Consider the following 17,777-nt stretch of genomic DNA (forward strand, 5'->3'; position numbering starts at 1 on the left):
GACCGCCGCTTCTAGACCTATTTGATCATCCGTGAACGACTTCGGCCCATACGCAAGGCCGCAGGCCACCTCGTTTACGTATCCCCTGGTCAACGCCACCACGCCGTCCCGATATTCACCCGGTTCAGCGACAGAAGTTATCCACATGTGGATCTCTGGCGCGCTGTTTCAAGATCGACTGTCGGTGGGGGTCGGTAGACTGGCACCGGGGTCGCCCCCCGGAGAGGGTGGGGGCCGGGCTGGAGTCGGGACCGCGCGCGAAGCGGGTTCCGGCGGGGTCGCCGGAGGGGCGGCGGAGCCGCCGGTGGTGAGGCGGAGCCGCCCGGGGTGGGCGGGGTCGCTGAGGTGAGGCAGGGCCGCCTGGGGATGGGCGGGGTCGCCGGAGGTAAGCGGACTCGCCGGAGGGGTGGCGGGGTTGCCGGGGTGAGGTGAGCTCGCCGGGGGCGGGCAGGGGCGTTGGAGCGGAGTGGGGTTCCCGGGGGGCGTCGCTGGCGGGCGGAGTGGGGTTGGCGGGGTTGCCGCAGAGGACTAGGGCGGATGTGGGGTCGCCGAAGAGAGCCGCGGTGGGCTGGGGAAGGAACCGGGGTTAGAAGCGCGGGTGGTCGCCGTGGAGTTCGGAGCGGGGGGCGGAGGTGTCGTCGGCGGGGCGGACTTCGCCGAGGATCCAGGAGGGGACGTGGCGGGCGGTGAGGATGGCCAGGGCTCGGTCCACGTCCTCGGGGGCTACCACCGCGACCATGCCGACGCCCATGTTGAAGGTGCGTTCCATCTCCTCGCGGGCGACCCGGCCGCGTTGGGCGATGAGGGAGAAGACCGGCTGGGGGGTCCAGGTGCCGCGGTCCAGCAGGGCGTGCAGGCCGTGCGGGATGACCCTGGCGAGGTTGGCCGCCAGGCCGCCGCCGGTGATGTGGGCGAAGGTGCGGACCTCGGTCTCCGCGGCCAGGGCCAGGCAGTCCTTGGCGTAGATGCGGGTCGGCTCCAGCATCTCCTCGCCCAGGGTGCGGCCGAACTCCTCGACGTGGCCCGAGAGCGGGATGCGGCCGATCTGCAGCAGTACGTGCCTGGCCAGCGAGTACCCGTTGGAGTGCAGGCCGGAGGAGGCCATGCCGATGAGCACGTCGCCGGGGCGGACGCGGTCCGGGCCGAGGATCTGGTCGGCCTCCACGACGCCGACGCCGGTGGCGGAGAGGTCGTAGGCGCCGTCGGACATGAGGCCGGGGTGTTCGGCGGTTTCGCCGCCGAGCAGGGCGCAGCCCGCTTGGACGCAGCCCTCGCTGATGCCCTTGACCAGGGCCGCGATCCGATCCGGCAGCACCTTGCCGACCGCGATGTAGTCCTGCAGGAACAGCGGCTCCGCCCCGCACACCACCAGGTCGTCGACCACCATCGCCACCAGGTCGACCCCGACCGTGTCGTGGATGTCCAGCGCCTGGGCGATGGCGATCTTGGTGCCGACGCCGTCGGTCGACGACGCCAGCACCGGTTCCTTCCAGCGGTCGAGCCGCAGCTTGAACAGCCCGGCGAACCCGCCGATCCCGCCGAGCACCTCTGGCCGGTTGGCCTTGGCCGCCCACGGCTTGAGCTTCTCGACCGCCTCGTCACCTGCTTCGATGCTCACGCCAGCGGCGGCGTAGGTGGCGTTGGACTCGGGGGAGCTGGTCTCAGTCATGGCTCGAATCAGGTCGGAGGGTCAGGACTTCACGGACGCCGGAGGGCGTCCTCGGCACCGTACCCGGCTGGCTGCAGCGGCGCGGCGGAGCCCGCCACACCCTTCTCGATGCCCTCCAGCAGGTGCTTGCCGATGAGGGCGTCGTCGGGCAGTTCGATCGGGTACTCGCCGGTGAAGCAGGCCGCGCAGAGCCGGGTCTTGGGCTGCTCGCTGGCGGCGATCAGCGCGTCGAGCGAGACGTAGCCCAGCGAGTCGGCGCCGATCGAGCGGCGGATCCCGTCGAGGTCGAGGCCGTTGGCGACCAGCTCGGCGCGGGAGGCGAAGTCGATGCCGTAGAAGCAGGGCCACTGCACCGGCGGGGACGCGATCCGCACGTGCACCTCGAGCGCGCCCGCCTCGCGCAGCATCCGGACCAGGGCGCGCTGGGTGTTGCCGCGCACGACCGAGTCGTCGACCACGATGAGCCGCTTGCCGCGGATGACGTCGCGCAGCGGGTTGAGCTTGAGCCGGATGCCGAGCTGGCGGATGGTCTGCGACGGCTGGATGAAGGTGCGGCCGACGTAGGCGTTCTTCACCAGGGCCGTGCCGAACGGGATGCCGCTGCCCTGCGCGTAGCCGATGGCCGCAGGCGTGCCCGACTCCGGGACCGGGACGACGAGGTCGGCCTCGACCGGGTGCTCGACGGCCAGCCGTCGACCGATCTCGACCCGGGTCGCGTGCACCGACCGGCCGGAGATCGAGGTGTCCGGTCGGGCGAGGTAGACGTACTCGAACAGGCAGCCCTTCGGCTCCGGGCTGGCGAAGCGCGACGAGCGCAGGCCGTCGGTGTCGATGGCGATCAGCTCGCCCGGCTCGACCTCGCGGACGAAGGAGGCACCGACGATGTCCAGCGCGGCGGTCTCGCTCGCCACGACCCAGCCGCGCTCCAGGCGGCCGAGCACCAGCGGTCGGACCCCGTGCGGGTCGCGCGCGGCGTAGAGGGTCGACTCGTCGGAGAAGACCAGGCAGTACGCGCCGCGGATGGTGGGCAGGACCTCCAGCGCGGCCTGCTCGAGGCCCTTGTCCGCGGCGCTCGCGGCCAGCAGCGCGGTCATGATGTCGGAGTCGGTCGTCGCGCCGTTGCGCGATTTCACGCCGAGTTCAGCGGCGCGGTCGCGCAGTTCGGCGGTGTTGACCAGGTTCCCGTTGTGGCCGAGCGAGAGCCCGCTACCGGTGGCCGTGGTGCGGAACGTGGGCTGGGCGTTCTCCCAGGTGGTGGACCCGGTGGTCGAGTACCGGCAGTGGCCGACGGCGACGTGGCCGCGCAGCGAGGACAGCACCTGCTCGTCGAAGACCTGGCTCACCAGGCCGAGGTCCTTGAACACCACGATCTGGTGGCCGTCGGCGACCGAGATGCCCGCCGCCTCCTGCCCGCGGTGTTGGAGCGCGTACAGACCGTAGTAGGTGAGTTTCGCCACTTCTTCGCCCGGGGCCCAGACGCCGAAAACTCCGCATTCCTCGCGGGGTTCGGGCTCGGGCTGGTCGAAAGAGGGGATAGGGCCAGTCGTGAACTGGTCGGCCACCAAGCGCTCCCTGTGGACGGAGTGAGGGCTGCACCCCAGTGTAAGCGCTGCTCCGCGTACCCAAGACCACCGGAAGGTGGGGCACGTCACCCACCGCGGGTTGCCATTACCGTGTTGGGGTGCCCGGTCGTCGCGCTCTGCTCATCCTGTTGGCCGCCGTCGTGGTGCTCGTCGTGATCGGTTCGCTGATCCCGATCCCGAGCCCGGTGCAGGTGCGGACCTGGGCGGCGGGCCTCGGTTGGGCGACCCCGGTGCTCTTCCTGGTCGGTTACGCGCTGTTCACCGTCGCGCCCATCCCGCGCACCGTGTTCAACCTGTCCGCGGGTCTGCTGCTGGGTGGCCCCGCCGGGGTCGCGGTCGCCATGGTGGCGACGGTGATCGCGTCCGGGTTGGCGTTCTGGCTGGCCAGGGGCCTGGGCAGGCGCTGGGTGGAGCGGCACCTGGAGCGCGGTGTGGTGCGCGCGGTGAACGCCCGGCTCTCCGGTGGCGGCCTCGGCGCGATCATCTCGCTGCGGCTGGTGCCGATGATCCCGTTCGCCCCGATGAACTACTGCTGCGGGCTCGCCACCGTCGAGACCAGGCCGTTCCTGCTGGGGACCTTCATCGGCAGCCTGCCGGGCACCGCCGCGGCGGTCTTCCTCGGCGACGCGCTCACCGGCACCACGCCACCGGCGCTGCTGGTCGCCTACGGGGTGTTGGCCGTGGTCGGGGCCATCGGGTTCGTGCTGGTCATGCGCCGCACCAAGCCGCTGGTCGACGCCTAGAACCGGCTAGAACCTAGGACCGCCGCTGGCTAGAACCGCAGCAACGGCAGCAGTCCGGACAGGTCGGCGCGCGCGCCCGAGGCGGCGACGCGGCCCCCGGTCAGCGCGGCGTCCCACCCCGTCCGGCCGACCGCGAGCTCCAGCCAGGTCCGCGGATCCATCTCGACGACGTTCGGCGGCGTCCCCCGGGTGTGCCGGGGGCCTTCCACGCACTGCACGGCCGCGAACGGCGGCACCCGCACCTCGACGCTGTGCCCCGGCGCGTCCTGCTCCAAGGTGCGCAGGCTCAACCGGACCGCCGCGGCGAGCACGGGTCGGGCGGGTTGGTCGCCGCCGTCGAGCCACTCGAGGGTGGCCGCGACGGCGGCGCGCAGCTCAGCGGGGTCGATGCTCTTGCGCGGCACCGGTCCGGCTAGTCCTCGACGTCGCGGACGACCTCGTCGAGGACCTCCTCGACCAGGTGCACCAGCTTGCGGGTGTCCGCGGGCGAGATGGTCGTCCACAGCGACTTGTCCGGCGCGGCGCGGCGGACCTGGACGTAGCGACCGGCCGCGGTGTCGAAGAACGACACGACCCGGTCCGCCCGCACCCGCCTGCCGAGCCGGTCGCGGGCCGCCGCACCGAAGTTCCCGGTGCCCTGCACGTCGCCGATCATCTCGGTCAGCGCGGTGGCGTCCGCGTCGCGCACGCCACGGGCCAGCAGGGCGAGCTCGAAGCTCTTCTGCGTCCCGTCGGCGCTCTTGGCCGCGGCCTCGAAGTCGTCGGTGCGCAACGTGATCGACGTGCCGGGGCCCGCCTGCCAGGCGGGGAGCACGCCGATCGCGGCGGCCGCCAAGCCGACCGGTGAGGTGCGGCTGAGCGTGATCCGGTCGTCGCTGAGCACCGCGAGCGCGGCCTCGTCGCGACCGGTGGCGCACGCCAGCAGCCGGACCCCCGCGCCGACCCAGGTGCGGCCGTCGACCTCGCGGTCGGGGCGGGCCAGCAGCCGGACCAGGTGCTCGACCTCGGGGTGCACGTCGACCTTGCGGCCGAGCCCGCGCTGCTCGAGGTCGGCCCAGACGCGCTCCTCGATCTCGGCGCGCTCCTCGTACGTCTTGCCCGGTGAGGGCACCTTGACCACCAGGGGCATGCTCCCCGGGGCCAGGTGCTCCCACAGCACGTCGAACTCCAGCGCGGAGAGCGACACGGGGGTGCTCGTCACCTCAGCCACGACGCCGAACGCGGTCATTCGTCGGCGCCGAGGACGGCCTGCGAGACCGCGCGCTCGTCGCCGAAGACGTCGTCGGTCTCCACGAGGTAGCTCGCGGTCTCGAACTCCTCCTCGTCGTCCTCGCCGTTGGCGCGGTTCGCGCCGCCGGGACCACCGAGGCCGCCCTTGCCGACAGCCGCGGCGTTGCCGCGGGTGCCCATCACGTTGTCGCCCGCGCCGAACCCGCCCGCACCGGACATGCCGCCGCGACCGAGCTGACCGCCCTGCCGCGCGCTTTCGCCTGTCGCACCGGGGGTGCCGATCGACGAGCCCGCGCCGCCCTTGCCGTTGAGCCCACCGCCGGACCTGGTGCCCTCGGCGCCGTTGACGCCACCGGTCACGTTCAGGGTGCCGTTGAAGTTGCCGGTGCCGCCGTTCTGGTTGAGCTGGCCGCCGCCAACACCGGTGCTCGGGTTGTTGGTGAACTGGTTGAAGTTCAGCTTCGGGCCGTCGCCACCGATCGGCGGCGCCCAGCCGGACGGCGTGGTTGAACCATTCGGCCGCACGTAGCCGGACGGCGTGGTGGGCGCGGGAAGCGCGCCGGGGTGGGTGAAGGAGCCGCCGTTGCCGCCGCCGTTGGGCGCGACGTGGTTGCTACCGCCGAAGTGACCCACGTTGCTCGGGGCGTAACCGGCGGTGCTGGTGCCCGAGTCGCCGTTGGCACCGGAGAAGTTCGACACGAAGTGGCCGACGGCGTACCCGGTGCCACCGGAGGGTTCCGGGGTGGAGACGACCACGTCCGGCGGCGGTACGAACTCGCCGAGCGTGTTGGTGTTGAAGTTGCTGCTGGACTGGTAGCTGTCCATGGCGTCCACGGCCTTCTGGGAAGCGGCGTCCTGGGCCGCCTCCTGGGCTTCGTGGTCCTGCGCCTGGTTGACGACGACGGCGGCCGGGCCGGGGTTGCCGGTCAGCAGCGCCGCACCCGCGGCGAGCTTCGACCAACCGGAGGGCGCCGGGGTGGTCACCTCCACCGGCTCGGGCATCTCCGCGCGCGCCCTGGCGACGATGTCGGCCTGGTACTCGGTCGACGCGCGCATGCCGGAGGCACCGGTCTGCGCGTCGGTCGCCCACGCCTGCAGCGGGGTCAGCCCGGCGTGCGCCTGGTCGGCGGCACCGCCTTCCCAGCTGGCCTGCAGGGTGCCGAGCTTGGTGTTGAGGTCGGCGTCGATCTCGGCGAGCTCGGCCTGCAGCGCGTCCCAGTACTCGGTCTGCGGGGTCGACGCGGCCGGGCCGGGCCCACCGTTGATCATCGTGTGCAGGGTGGGGTGGTCGTACCCGCGCCACCGGTGCATTGCCATGTTCGGATCACCCTCGGTCGGACAGCTGTGCGGTCAGGGGAGGCGGGTCACGCCGGGTGGGTCTTGCCCCACATCGCGGAGTTGGTGCCCTCGGTGCGCAGGTAGCCCTGCTCGGCCTGTTCGAGCGCGGTGATCGCGCGCTGCAACTGCTCCTGGTAGCCGCGCAAGCACTTGCTGGCGGAGTCGTCGCCGCCGCCGTTGGTGCGCTGGGTGAACTCGGTCGCCGTCTCGCCGCTGACCGGGTCGTTGGCCCACTCGGGGACCCGCAGCGCGTCGAGGGCGGTGACCTTCTCCGACACCCTGGCGTGTGCCTCGCGGAACGCGGCGAGGGCGCCGGGGATGGCGGAGGGCTCAACCCGCAGGGTCTGGGTACCGGCGTACGCGGGCTCCACAGGTGCGGAACCCCCACCGCCATCGGCTAGAAACACCGTACTGACTCCCTGGTCCTGTGCATTTGCGACGACTGTATCTCTGATGAGCCGCCGCGTGGAACGGTTCCCGCGTTATTGGTCGACTTCGTGAGGAATTCCTCGCGCGGTGGCGGTAAGCGCCACTGCGGTTACCGGACGTGAGCACCGGCTCTAGGATGGCCGCACCCACCCCGCGCCCGGGAGGCGATGATGGACCAGCCGGAGATCACCCTTGAGATGCGGGCCAGCGCCCGGTCCAACCCCAACAGCTGGCTGTATGTGATCGACCCCGAGTTCGGCAGGCACGAGGAGGTGCCGCCGTGGGGGGTCGTCGGCGCCTACCCGGTCGACGACCGGGGGGAGATCACCGAGCGGTTCCGCGCCAACCGCGACTACCGGCCGTCACCGACGGCGCTGCGGATGCCGGTCCCGTCGAACCGGTTGGAGAAGGTGCTGCAGCTGATCCACGCCAGATACCGCCCCCAGGCGGATTTGCTGCCGGAGTTGCGGGACGCGACATTGTTGATCTTCGCGCGGTCGTCGCGGGACCGAGCGGTGACCGGGTTCCCGAACCGGGACGGGACGGTGATGGTGCCCGCGTGCACCTCGCCCGCGCACGTGCCAGCCGCGTGGCCGGGGTGGCGCGAGGTGCGCGGGGACGAGGTGGCCGCGCTGCTGCACGGCCACCCGCTGGTGGTCAACCCGCAGGGCCCGATCACCGCCGTCATCCCCGCCGCGCACCTGAGCGTCAGCAGGCGGGCTCCTGCGCGAGCGCGGCGAGAAAGGCACGCGATTCACCAGGGCTGAGCGCCCGGTCGGCGAGCGAGGCCAACACCGTCCGGTAGGCGTCGACCTCGTCCTCCCCCGCCACGAACTGGCACGACGTCTCGGTCTCCACGCACACGACCGGCTTGTAGTCGGCGAACTCCAGCAGCCGGAACGACCCGGCCGCCACCGCGCTCACCCCCCGCTCGGCGGGCACGACGCGGATGGTGACGTTGGGCCGGTCGCAGGTGCGCACCAGATCGCGCGCCTGGTCGACCAGGACGTCGGGCCCGCACACCGGCAGCCGCAGCGCGCTCTCGTGGATGTGGAACACACACCTGGGTGCCGCGTCCCGCTTCACGAACTGGCGCCGGGTCAACTTCGCCACCACCCGCGCGTCCCGCTCCCCCGCTGGCACGGTCACATCGGCGGCGACGAGCGCCCTGGCGTAGTCATCGGTCTGCAACGGCGCCGGGACCACCAGCACGTCGAGCCCGCGGATGGCGACGGCCTGCGCCTCGTGGTCGATGAGGGTGTGCAGGTGGCGGGGCAGTTGGTCGCCGTGCACCCGGGTCCAGGTCGGGGCGCGCAGCTCGTCGCAGATGGCCAGCATCCGGTCCCGCTCGTCGCCGGTGACACCGCAGACCTGCAGGAAGTCGGCCAGGTCGACGCTCGAGATGCCCCGGGTGCCGAGGAACATCCGCGACAGCTTGCTCTTGGACCAGCCGAGCTGCGCACAGGTCCGCACCCCGTTGAGGTTCGCCCGAACCATGGCGACCCGCATGCTCTCGCCCAACTCCCTGGCCCGGATTGTGGGCTCGTGTTTGTTCACGGCACATGATTTGCACATGCCAGCAGGGCAACGGAAGATTCTCCACCCGTTGCGGGCATCCGTTGCGGGCATCCGTTGGCGGGCAGGCAACCGGCCACTTTGGTGGATAGTTGCCGATGACCTCGGGGATGCCACCGCCACGACTTATAGTCGGGCCGTGACCGATCCCCTGCGCCGCGCGGACTCCTGGACCCGCTCCGACCCGATCGCGGTGAACGACCCGGGCCTCACCCAGGACGCAGGCTGGCAGATCGGCGTCTCCCGAACCCTGCCGCACCCACTGGCGAAGGTGTGGGACTTGATCAGCGGAACCACCGGCATCTCACTGTGGCTGGGCCCCGGCGCAGTACTACAACCCACCCGCGGCTCCCTATACGCAACCCGCGACGGCGCCGTAGGCGACGTCCGCGGCTACCGCGACCGAGACCGCATCCGCGTCACCTGCAAACCGTCGGGCTGGGACCACTTCACCACCATCCAGGTAACGGTCTCCGCCAAAGCCCCCGACAAAACCCTCCTCCGCTTCCACCAAGAATGGCTAGCCGACTCCGCCGAACGCGTGCGGCAACGCGACCACTGGCAATCCGTGATGGACCGCGTAGCAGGCGCCCTGGACTCCACCCCCTAACACGGTTTCTCCGGCAGCCCGCCCCACCCTTGAGGCCACCGGCACCATCCGAAACTCGGTGGCTCCACTCCGCCCCCGCGCAAGATCATCTGCCGCAAGAGCCCCCGATATACAGCCTATTGACCGATCCCGACAGAACCGGGTTAGCGACCACGTCCTGTGGACAACAGAACACGTTGTGGACAACCACCCCGCTAGCCCAACCGACACTCGGCGCCTCCGGCACCAACCCCAGCCGTGCCAACCCGCCCCGTCAGGACCGCCCCAACCCACCCGATCAACCTTGGACACTCGGAACAGCCGGTACCAACGCAGCCCGCCCTCGTCAGCCCTGCCAACCCAACACCTGGACACTCGGATCCGCCGGTGCCATCCCAGCTGCCGTCAGGTCCGCCTCAACCCACAGTGCCAGCCCCTGAACACTCGGACCCTGCGGTGCCAACCCGCCCCCCCCGTCAGGTCCGCCCCAGCCCACTTTCCCAGCGCGTGGACACTCGGAACGGCCGGTGCCATCTCAGCCCTCTCTCGGCTGCCCTGCCATCCCAGCGCCTGGACAGTCGGACTCGCTGGTGCCAGGTGCTCGATGGGGTGGACCTGTTTTGTGTGGGGGGACGGCACCCGTAGCGTTTCCGCGCGGCAGGGCCAGTCTTTTGGCCCCTGCTTTGCGGTTCTGCGTCGGGTGTCGTAGGGGCCCCGCGCAAAACAGGTCCACCGCATCGAGCAAAGCTCGAAAATCGCGGATCGGGCGCCGAGGTCGCCGCCAGGCGACGAGGCCGTCCGATCCCGGGTCGCGATGCCGAAGGCGAGCCGACCCCCGGCCCCGATGGCGAAGCCGAGGCGGCCGCCCGAGGGGTTCACACAGCCGCAACCCCCGCGATCAAGACCGAGAGAGCGGCACACACGTAGGAGTCGTCGCAGTAATACCCAGCTCCACGTTCCCATTGGCGCCCTTAGCAAGCGACACCGTCAGGTTCGTATCATCCATAGTCGCCGTGAAGTAGTCCGCCTGAGCCGGACGAGGATCAACCTTCCAAGACTTGAGCGCAGCAATGGCATCCCGCTTGATCCGAGCCACATCCGCCTCAGACCCAAGATCAGTCGTCGTCGACGCGTACCACTGAGCGCCCCGCCCAGAAGGGGCGTCGCATGTAGACAGAGAAGCCCCATCAAGTGCACCAGAAGCCGGAAACACCGCCGAATCCACCTGCACCCCCGCCGCAGCAGCAATCTTCTCAGCAGCTCGCGCGGCCCGCCCGAAGCTGGTGTTCAGAGCAGCCCGCTGCGAGTCCGTGAGATCAGGACGCAGTGGCATCGCGAGCTCTTGGTGCCGCCCACCAACCGAGCACTTGGCTTTCTCCGCCCGGATCTTGCCGTCGCGCAACCCCAGCCGAATACCGGCCGGGCCCACAAGGATCACCGACCACTTGTCGACCGGGAGTTGAGGCTGCCAACCCGCCGCGATCCCCTTTTCGAGCAAGTCATCCGCCGACACCGAGGACGAGGCGTCAGCCCACATGGCCACACTGCTGTCCGGGTCCCCGTCGAAAACGCTGCCGCAGGTCAGCGCCTCGAACTGGGGGTCAGCGGACACCCCGCGCAGGAACTCGGTCACCGTCCCCTGGAACTCCTGCGTCACCGGAACCGACTTGGACTCCGAGCACCCCGCAAGGACCAGCCCAAGAACCCCCAGGACCGCAACCACTCTCACGGCTGGCGATCCACCTTGTACTGATGCGTCTCCACCGAAGCACCACCGAAGAACACACTTGCGCTGTCCCGGAAGCGAACCACCGACGGATCAGTGCTGGCGTCCAACTGCCGAGCCGCATCGGTGTAGTTGCCGTTGATGGCGTGGTTCCCACCCATGGTGCCCGTCTGGTGGTCGAACTTCACCGTCGTCCGGTTGTCGCTGGCCGGGTTCTCGGCCGCGTCCAGGTGCGGCACGATGTCGCCGTTGTTCTCCAGGGACAGCACCTGGACCCGCTCGTCCACCGCGATCCCACCGACCGGCGACCCCGCGGTCACCACGTGCGTGATGTTGTACCCGTCCGCCAGCAACGGGTCCACGGACCGCGCGGCCACGATCCCGCCCTGGCTGTGGCCGACGAGCATCAGCGGCGCGTCCTTCGGCACCCCGGCCGCGCGCAGCGCCTCCTGGATGCCCTCCTGCAGCACGGTCGGGTTGCCCGCGATGGCGTCGACGTTGGTGCCCATGTCGTTGGCGCTGCCGCCGTCCCCGCCCGGCAGGTTCCACACCTTCGTCCCCGGGATGTCCACGATGTAGGCAACGGTGCCGTCCGGCTGCACGACGCGCCGGATGTCGATGTTCGCGTCGGTCCCGTTGCGGTGGTCGAGGCCGTTGAACAGCTCGCCCAGGTTCGACGGCGGGTCGACCGCGATCGGGTCGTTGTCGATGCCGAGGTCGGTCAGCCGGGGGTCGCCGTCGGGGTACGCGGCGGCGACGAGGTCGGTCAGCGTCGCCAGGTCGGTCGGCAACCCCAGTGCGGACAGCGCGCCCGGGGTCATCCCCAGCACGTCGTCGATCATGCCGGGGTGCTCGACGAGCCAGCGCTCCCAGTCGCCGTCGTAGTTGAGCAGGATGTCTGCGGCGATGAACGCGCCTGCACCGACCGCGAGCCCCGGCGCGGTGGCCACGGCGGCGCCCGCCAGCCAGCGGCCCGCCTCCAGCGCCTTGGCGTTGAGGTCGTCGACCAGGTGGTACGCCTGGTTGGTGGCCTGGAAGGTGATGCCGCGCAGGCCGATGCCCGCCGAGGTCGCGGTCAGCCCGCTCGGGCCGTCCAGCGCGCCGAGCATCGCGAACTCGAACTGGGCCGCGCCGACCGGGTTGAGCACCGCGGAGGCGAGCAGGTCCGCGTCGGCGAGGTACTTGTGGCTGGTCACCGCGATGCCGAGGGTCTCGGCCGCGATGTCGTCGGTGAGGTCGCCCATCGCGGCGAGGTCCTCGTAGAACGCCTCGGTGCCGCCCGCGCCGCCGCCGACGGTCAGGTTGGTCACGGGGTTGCTCATGCCAGCGCCTCCGCCAGGTAGGGGGCCACCCAGACCCCGAGGTCCGCCCGGTCGACCGGGACCAGTTCGACGAGCTTGCGGGCCGCCCCGTGCGCGGCGGGCCGGATGCCGACCCAGCCGGTGTCGCTGTGCAGCCAGTGCACCTGCGCGCTGCGGACCGAGCCGTCGACCAGCGCGGTGATCAGGCAGCGCAGCACCCCGTCGGTGCGGCGCACGACCTGCAGCGCGAACTCCGCCTCGTCCTTGGGTAGCTTCAGCTCCGCCAGCACGTAACCCGGCGCGTCCGGGTCGGCCTCGCGCAGCAGGTCGGCCACACCCAGCTCGTGCAGGGCGGCCAGCGGGACGACCCCGTTCAGCGGCTCGACGTCGTCAACGGCGTCCAGCGCGGCACCGATCCCGGCTTCCTCGCCCGGCACCGCGCGGACCAGTTCACGACCGAGGTCGGTCGCGGTGAACAGCGAGATCTCCACGCCCGCGTCCGGCAGCAGGAACAGCGATGCGCCCAGTTCACCAGCGATGGCGTGCAGGCTGCGCGACCCGCGCGCACCCACGGTCGCCGTGGTCTCCAGGAACAGCTTGGGCGCGGCGATGACGCGCACGTTCGCGGCGACCGACGGGTGGATCTCGCCGTCGCGCAGGACGCCCTTCGCGGCGAGGTCGCCGACGGCGGCGATGTCGGGTGCGGGCTTCCAGTCCGGCGGCATGTCGGCGCCGAGCTTGTCCACGAGGTACGCGTACTCGGCCGCGGTGAGCGTCAGCCGGCGCGGTGCTGGGTTGGTCATCTACGCGACTCCCCGGGCCTGCATGAAGTTGCCGACGTCCAGCCACTGCTTGTCGCCCGCGGCGGGCAGGTTGTGCGGCTGGTACTGCCAACCCTCCCACGGCGGCCGGGGCGGGCTCGGCGGCGAGCCGCTGATCCCCAGCCCGGAGGCGACGGCGTTGGCGATGTCCTTCATGACCTCTTTGAACCGGTCGACGGCCCGGTTGAACCGGTCGATGGCGTTGTTGAACCAGTTGACCACCGCGTCGGCGATCCGCTTGATCGCCGCGATCAGCTCGCGCACCTGCTGGGCGTGCCTGCGCAGCACCGCGGCCGCTTCGTCGAGCTTGGTGGCGACCGCGTCGAGCGCCTTGCGGTCACCGGCGACGGCCTCCCGGCAGCGGTCGGCGGCGATCGACTTCCAGCGCATGGCCGCCGCCTGGCGGACCATGGTCGCGCCGTGCGTGCGGACCTCGTCGGCGCGCTGCTCGATGCGCGCGGCGAGCCGGTCGAGTTCGTCGGGATCGCCGTAGAACGCCATGTCCACCCCCAGCTGTGGGCCAACCTCTCGGGGGGTTCAGACGTCCTGCTCGTCGCCCCGGTTCCCGCCCGCGCGCGACTTGGTCAACTGTTCACCGGACCCACTCGAGGAACCGGGCGCCGCGGAAGGTGGTCCGGCCGCGGAACTCGGTGCGCTCGATGCGCAGCGGGCCCTCGAAGCGGGTGCCGCTGAACCAGGCCCGCTGGTGGAAGACCACGTCGTGGGCGTGCAGCATGCCGTGGCTGACGGCCAGGGTGAACCAGGCGTCGCCGTGGACCTGCGAGCCCCACAGCGCGTTCGACCGGTGCAGCCGGGCGCCGCGCAGGGTGAGGGTGCCGATCGCGCGGTTGGAGAGGTCGAAGTACTCCAGGTCGGCGTCGGTGAGGTCGAGGTCGAAGTGCGGGCCGGGGTGGTCGGCGGGCGGCAGCAGGGCGGTGATCAGCCGTTGCGCGGTCTTGCGGACCTGCAGCTCGGAGACCGCCGACCGGTCGTACGGGATGCGCAGGTAGGAGCAGAACACGTCGAGGACGGTCTGGGTGTAGGCCGGGCGCGAGCGGGCCAGGCCGTGCAGCACGTGCATGGCGCCGATGCGGACCTGGTCGGCGCCGTTGCCCAGCAGTTCCACGGCGCGGGCGAAGCGCTCGTCGGCGACCCGCTCCCGGTCGAACTCGGTGCGGTCGCTCTCCAGGTCGTGGCGCTGGCGCTCGATGTCCTGGCGGCGCTCCTCGACCCGGCGCCTGCGGTCGTTGAGCCACAGCGCGTAGAGGGCCACGACGGCACCACCGGCGAGGCCGCCGGTCTTGAGCGCCTCGCCGCGGTTGGCGTTGGGTTCGGTGAGCAGCCACCCGGACACCGCGCCGAGCAGCCCGACCGAGATGAGGACGACCGCGAGCAGCCACCAGCGCTCCCGGGGCGCGCCCCGGCGGATCACCGAACCGAGGCCGATGGCGGCACCAGCCGCGAACACGACGAGTCCGGTGATCAGGAAAGCCAGGCCCACGATCGGGGAACCTACCCGGTGGCCAGCACCCGCAGGCGGTCGACGGCGCCGTTGAAGTAGTTCTGGTCGATCGGCGAGGAGCTGTGCTGCCAGAACGTCCAGTAGGGCCAGTTGTGCGGCAGGGTGCCGACCGCGGTGGCGTAGCGGGCGACCCACAGCGGGTTCGTGGTGGCGAAGGACGCGATGCCGACGCACAGGGTCCACCAGCTCGTGGACGTGTAGATCACCGCGTCGCGGCCGGCGCGGGCGCGGTAGGTGGTGGTGAAGTCGCGGATCCAGGCGGCCATGGCGGCCTGGGTCTTGCCGTAGCAGGTCGCGCCGTACGGGTTGTACTCCAGGTCGACGACGCCGGGCAGGGTCTTGCCGTCGCGCGACCAGCCGCCGCCGTTGGTGGCGAAGTAGGTGGCCTGGGCGGCGCCGGTCGAGCGGTCGGGCAGCGCGAAGTGGTAGGCGCCGCGGACCATGCCGACGTCGTAGGAGCCGTTGTACTGCTGGGCGAAGTAGGGGTTCTTGTACCCGGTGCCCTCGGTGGCCTTGACGTAGGCGAAGCGCTTGCCCTGGCCCCACCAGTACTTCCAGTCGACGTTGCCCTGGTAGCTGGCGACGTCGATGCCCGACACCGCGGGGAGCGCGACGGCGGGCGGACCGGCCACCCGCGACACCGGTTCGCGCAGCCGGATCTGGGAGCCGAGCGGGTGGTCGGTCGGCGTGGCGGTCGCGCTCGCCGGTGCGCCGAGGGCGGTGGTCGCCGCGGTGCACAGCAGGGCCGCGAGGGCAGATCTCGCGCCGAGGACAATGGACATGTTGATCGCCCTTTCCGAGTGCTCAGACAATGACCAAGCAAGGCGGTCGAGTACGTGCGGTAGCCGCCCGTGCGTCGATTGTGATCGGATAACCATCCATTTGTCACGCTTAAGCGTGAAGGATTCACCAAGGTGGGGGTGATCAGGGGTGACGCCGTTCGAGGTGGTGAATCACCGCCCCCGAGTCCACACCGTACGGACGCTTTGGGTAGCCGGCCGAACGCGCTATGTCAACTCAGGACTTCTGCCGCCACCAACCCCGCATCCGGGCTGGCTACCTGGCGTTGAACAGGTGAGACTTTGCGTTGACTAGCGTGAGCACAGCCGGGGGTGGGGAAGGGAGAGCGGTGGGCGGAGCCGACGCGTTCGCGCGCATGTGGGCTGCCGTGCTCACCGAGACGGGCTACGTCGCCATGGACCGCCGCAGCCTGGTCGAGCAGGTGCGGGAGTACACCGAGGTGCTGCTGGCGAGCCTACGGGCGGACCGGTTCAGCCCGGAGCCGGTGGAGCGGCTGGGGGCAGGCCTGGTGGCGATGCGGCTCGCCGGACCGGAAACGCTCAGAGCGTCACTGCAACTGATCGGCGCCGACCTCCTGCGTGTCACCGGTTCCGGTGACCTCAAGGTGGAGTTGTTGCCCGCTGTGCAGGGCGCCTTCGCCGCCGGGTTCGCCACCGCGATGCAGGAGAAGATCTTCCGGGACCAGGAGACGATCCGCAGGGCCGCGCTGGAGGCCAGGCGCGGCGCGGAGGTGGCGCTGCTGGCCAGCGAGACCCGGTTCCGCGCGATGTTCAACCAGGCCGCGGTCGGCATCGTCATCGGCGACGCGGACGGCACCCTGCTGGAGATCAACACCGCGCTGGCCGAGATGCTCGGCTACCGGGTCGACCAGCTGCGCGGGATGAACGTCGACGACCTGCGCTACCCGGACGAGCCAGCGGCGCTGCGCCAGCCGTTCGACGAGGTCAGCTCCGGGGCGCGCGACCACTACCGGATGGAGCGGCGGTTGCGCCGCTGCGACGGGTCGCCGCTGTGGACGGACGTGACGGTGTCGCTGGTGCGCGACGAGCTCGGCGCGCCGCAGTACCTGGTGGGCATGCTGGAGGACATCACCGACCGGCACCTGCTCGAGGAGCGGCTGCGCCACCAGGCCAACCACGACCCGCTGACCGGCCTGGGCAACCGGGCCCTGTTCACCGAGCGGCTCAACGCCGCCTTCACCAGGGGCGGCGACACCCGCGTCGGCGTCTGCTACCTGGACCTGGACGGCTTCAAGGTCATCAACGACAGCCTCGGCCACGACATCGGCGACGACCTGCTGGTCGCGGTGGCCGCCCGGCTGGACGCCATGATCACCGGTCCGGGCCGGATGGTCGCCCGCATGGGCGGCGACGAGTTCGTGGTGCTGGTGGAGGACAGCTGCGGCCGGGCCGAACTGGTCGACCTGGCCGAGCAGGTCCTGACCGCGCTCGCCGAGCCGGTCCCCATCGGCGGCCACCGCCTCGCCGTGTCGGCCAGCATCGGCCTGGTGGAGCGGGCTGTGCACGGCGCCACCCCGGCGGAAACCATGCGCGACGCGGACGTGACCCTGTACTGGGCCAAGGCCGACGGCAAGAACCGCTGGGCCAGCTACGACCCCGACCGCAACGCCCGCGAGGTCGCCCGGTTCACGTTGTCCGCGCGGATGCCCGCTGCCGTGGAGAGCGAAGAGTTCTACGTGGACTACCAACCCATCGTCCGGCTCAGCGACGGCCAGCTGATCGGCGTGGAGGCCTTGGTCCGCTGGGCCCACCCGGAGTTCGGCAGGCTCGGCCCGGACCAGTTCATCGGCCTGGCCGAGGAAACCGGCCTGATCGTCCCCTTGGGACGATGGGTCCTGCGCGAGGCCACCCGCCAAGCCCGCCGCTGGCACGACGCCTACGGCGACCGGGCCCCCATGGTCAGCGTCAACCTGGCGGCCCGCCAAACCGAGGAACCCACCCTCGTCGCCGACGTCGCGACCATCATCAAAGCCGCCAACGTACCGCCGTCGACCATCCAGCTGGAGTTGACCGAAAGCGCCATCATGAACACCACGGGCGGTCCACTGAGGACACTGCGCGATCTGGCCGACCTCGGCATCCGCATCGCCATCGACGACTTCGGCACCGGCTACTCGAACCTGGCGTACCTGCGGCACCTGCCGGTGCACGCGATCAAGCTGGCGGGCTCCTTCATGGAGGGCCTGCGGGACTCCCCAACAGCCGACCCGGCCGACGCGCAGATCGTCACCACCCTGGTCGCCCTCTCCCACGCCCTCGGCCACGTGGTCATCGCCGAAGGCGTGGAAGACCCGGAACAAGCCGACCGCCTACGCGAATTCGGCTGCGACAACGCCCAGGGCTGGCTCTTCGCCAAACCCGGCCGCCCCGAAGAAATCGAACGCTGGCTGGAGCGATAGGCGAACTTCAGTCTAAGCAGCCAAGCGCGGT

Annotated in this window: 17 protein-coding genes; 4 read left to right on the forward strand and 13 right to left on the reverse strand. The window is 70.9% G+C overall.

Annotation, left to right across the window (positions count from 1 at the left end):
• Positions 1–586: 586 nt before the first annotated feature.
• On the reverse strand, positions 587–1,669 hold the full coding sequence (gene purM, locus LV75_RS27885) for a phosphoribosylformylglycinamidine cyclo-ligase (RefSeq protein ID WP_253890154.1): 1,083 nt from the start codon (positions 1,667–1,669) through the stop codon (positions 587–589).
• A gap of 29 nt (positions 1,670–1,698) precedes the next feature.
• Entirely contained in the window at positions 1,699–3,231 is a 1,533-nt protein-coding gene (purF, locus tag LV75_RS27890) for an amidophosphoribosyltransferase (RefSeq protein WP_253890156.1), read from the reverse strand.
• Between the two features lie 119 nt (positions 3,232–3,350).
• Here purF and LV75_RS27895 point away from each other — a divergent pair, with 119 nt between their 5' ends.
• Positions 3,351–3,995 (forward strand): TVP38/TMEM64 family protein, encoded by a 645-nt coding sequence (locus tag LV75_RS27895; RefSeq protein WP_253890158.1) that lies wholly within the window; start codon positions 3,351–3,353, stop codon positions 3,993–3,995.
• A gap of 29 nt (positions 3,996–4,024) precedes the next feature.
• On the opposite strand, the gene LV75_RS27900 is transcribed toward LV75_RS27895, so the two are convergent.
• The 4 genes from LV75_RS27900 to LV75_RS27915 are packed head-to-tail and all read right to left on the reverse strand — an operon-like array spanning position 4,025 to position 6,970.
• Positions 4,025–4,399 (reverse strand): sterol carrier family protein, encoded by a 375-nt coding sequence (locus LV75_RS27900; RefSeq protein WP_253890160.1) that lies wholly within the window; start codon positions 4,397–4,399, stop codon positions 4,025–4,027.
• A gap of 8 nt (positions 4,400–4,407) precedes the next feature.
• The gene (locus tag LV75_RS27905; RefSeq protein WP_253890162.1) at positions 4,408–5,223 is read right to left on the reverse strand and encodes an ESX secretion-associated protein EspG; all 816 of its coding nucleotides are present in this window, start codon (positions 5,221–5,223) and stop codon (positions 4,408–4,410) included.
• A complete protein-coding gene (locus LV75_RS35165) occupies positions 5,220–6,542 on the reverse strand; it encodes a PPE domain-containing protein (protein ID WP_301319922.1) in 1,323 nt (440 codons plus the stop codon). Before LV75_RS35165 ends, LV75_RS27905 begins: the two co-directional genes overlap by 4 nt.
• 47 nt (positions 6,543–6,589) lie before the next feature.
• Positions 6,590–6,970 carry a hypothetical protein gene (locus LV75_RS27915; RefSeq protein WP_253890163.1) on the reverse strand — a complete coding sequence of 127 codons (381 nt, stop codon included), beginning with the start codon at positions 6,968–6,970 and terminating at the stop codon, positions 6,590–6,592.
• Positions 6,971–7,162: 192 nt separating this feature from the next.
• Between LV75_RS27915 and LV75_RS27920 the strand changes: the two genes are divergently transcribed.
• A complete protein-coding gene (locus LV75_RS27920; RefSeq protein WP_253890164.1) occupies positions 7,163–7,759 on the forward strand; it encodes a type VII secretion system-associated protein in 597 nt (198 codons plus the stop codon).
• On the opposite strand, the gene LV75_RS27925 is transcribed toward LV75_RS27920, so the two are convergent.
• Positions 7,701–8,549, reverse strand: coding sequence for a helix-turn-helix domain-containing protein (locus tag LV75_RS27925; protein WP_253890165.1), 849 nt, complete (start codon positions 8,547–8,549; stop codon positions 7,701–7,703). The two genes, LV75_RS27920 and LV75_RS27925, sit on opposite strands and share 59 nt — an antisense overlap.
• Before the next feature lie 157 nt (positions 8,550–8,706).
• Here LV75_RS27925 and LV75_RS27930 point away from each other — a divergent pair, with 157 nt between their 5' ends.
• On the forward strand, positions 8,707–9,177 hold the full coding sequence (locus tag LV75_RS27930; protein ID WP_308211055.1) for an SRPBCC family protein: 471 nt from the start codon (positions 8,707–8,709) through the stop codon (positions 9,175–9,177).
• A gap of 877 nt (positions 9,178–10,054) precedes the next feature.
• On the opposite strand, the gene LV75_RS27935 is transcribed toward LV75_RS27930, so the two are convergent.
• The 6 genes from LV75_RS27935 to LV75_RS27960 form a co-directional block, all read right to left on the reverse strand.
• Positions 10,055–10,789, reverse strand: a complete 735-nt coding sequence (locus tag LV75_RS27935) for a hypothetical protein (RefSeq protein ID WP_253890166.1) — start codon at positions 10,787–10,789, stop codon at positions 10,055–10,057.
• Positions 10,790–10,881: 92 nt separating this feature from the next.
• Positions 10,882–12,204 carry an alpha/beta hydrolase family protein gene (locus tag LV75_RS27940; protein WP_253890168.1) on the reverse strand — a complete coding sequence of 441 codons (1,323 nt, stop codon included), beginning with the start codon at positions 12,202–12,204 and terminating at the stop codon, positions 10,882–10,884.
• Positions 12,201–12,986, reverse strand: a complete 786-nt coding sequence (locus LV75_RS27945; protein ID WP_253890170.1) for an ESX secretion-associated protein EspG — start codon at positions 12,984–12,986, stop codon at positions 12,201–12,203. The genes LV75_RS27940 and LV75_RS27945 overlap by 4 nt, the downstream gene beginning before the upstream one ends.
• Complete coding sequence (locus LV75_RS27950; RefSeq protein ID WP_253890172.1) at positions 12,987–13,505, reverse strand: WXG100 family type VII secretion target; 519 nt, start codon at positions 13,503–13,505, stop codon at positions 12,987–12,989.
• 91 nt (positions 13,506–13,596) lie between these two features.
• On the reverse strand, positions 13,597–14,505 hold the full coding sequence (locus tag LV75_RS27955; RefSeq protein ID WP_308211056.1) for a pentapeptide repeat-containing protein: 909 nt from the start codon (positions 14,503–14,505) through the stop codon (positions 13,597–13,599).
• A gap of 11 nt (positions 14,506–14,516) precedes the next feature.
• Positions 14,517–15,308 (reverse strand): lysozyme, encoded by a 792-nt coding sequence (locus tag LV75_RS27960; protein ID WP_253890174.1) that lies wholly within the window; start codon positions 15,306–15,308, stop codon positions 14,517–14,519.
• 347 nt (positions 15,309–15,655) lie between these two features.
• On the opposite strand from LV75_RS27960, the gene LV75_RS27965 reads away from it, so the two are divergent.
• Positions 15,656–17,746, forward strand: a complete 2,091-nt coding sequence (locus tag LV75_RS27965) for a putative bifunctional diguanylate cyclase/phosphodiesterase (protein ID WP_253890176.1) — start codon at positions 15,656–15,658, stop codon at positions 17,744–17,746.
• Positions 17,747–17,777 lie beyond the last annotated feature (31 nt).

Origin of the sequence: Actinokineospora diospyrosa, from assembly GCF_024171925.1 — a bacterium.
Lineage (GTDB): Bacteria > Actinomycetota > Actinomycetes > Mycobacteriales > Pseudonocardiaceae > Actinokineospora > Actinokineospora diospyrosa.

Bases quoted from the DNA above. Each gene is read 5' to 3' on its own strand.
- purM (WP_253890154.1), bottom strand. From the start codon at position 1,669: ATGACTGAGACCAGCTCCCCCGAGTCCAACGCCACCTACGCCGCCGCT.
- LV75_RS27905 (WP_253890162.1), bottom strand. From the start codon at position 5,223: ATGACCGCGTTCGGCGTCGTGGCTGAGGTGACGAGCACCCCCGTGTCG.
- LV75_RS35165 (WP_301319922.1), bottom strand. From the start codon at position 6,542: ATGGCAATGCACCGGTGGCGCGGGTACGACCACCCCACCCTGCACACG.
- LV75_RS27920 (WP_253890164.1), top strand. From the start codon at position 7,163: ATGGACCAGCCGGAGATCACCCTTGAGATGCGGGCCAGCGCCCGGTCC.
- LV75_RS27940 (WP_253890168.1), bottom strand. From the start codon at position 12,204: ATGAGCAACCCCGTGACCAACCTGACCGTCGGCGGCGGCGCGGGCGGC.
- LV75_RS27945 (WP_253890170.1), bottom strand. From the start codon at position 12,986: ATGACCAACCCAGCACCGCGCCGGCTGACGCTCACCGCGGCCGAGTAC.
- LV75_RS27950 (WP_253890172.1), bottom strand. From the start codon at position 13,505: ATGGCGTTCTACGGCGATCCCGACGAACTCGACCGGCTCGCCGCGCGC.
- LV75_RS27960 (WP_253890174.1), bottom strand. From the start codon at position 15,308: ATGTCCATTGTCCTCGGCGCGAGATCTGCCCTCGCGGCCCTGCTGTGC.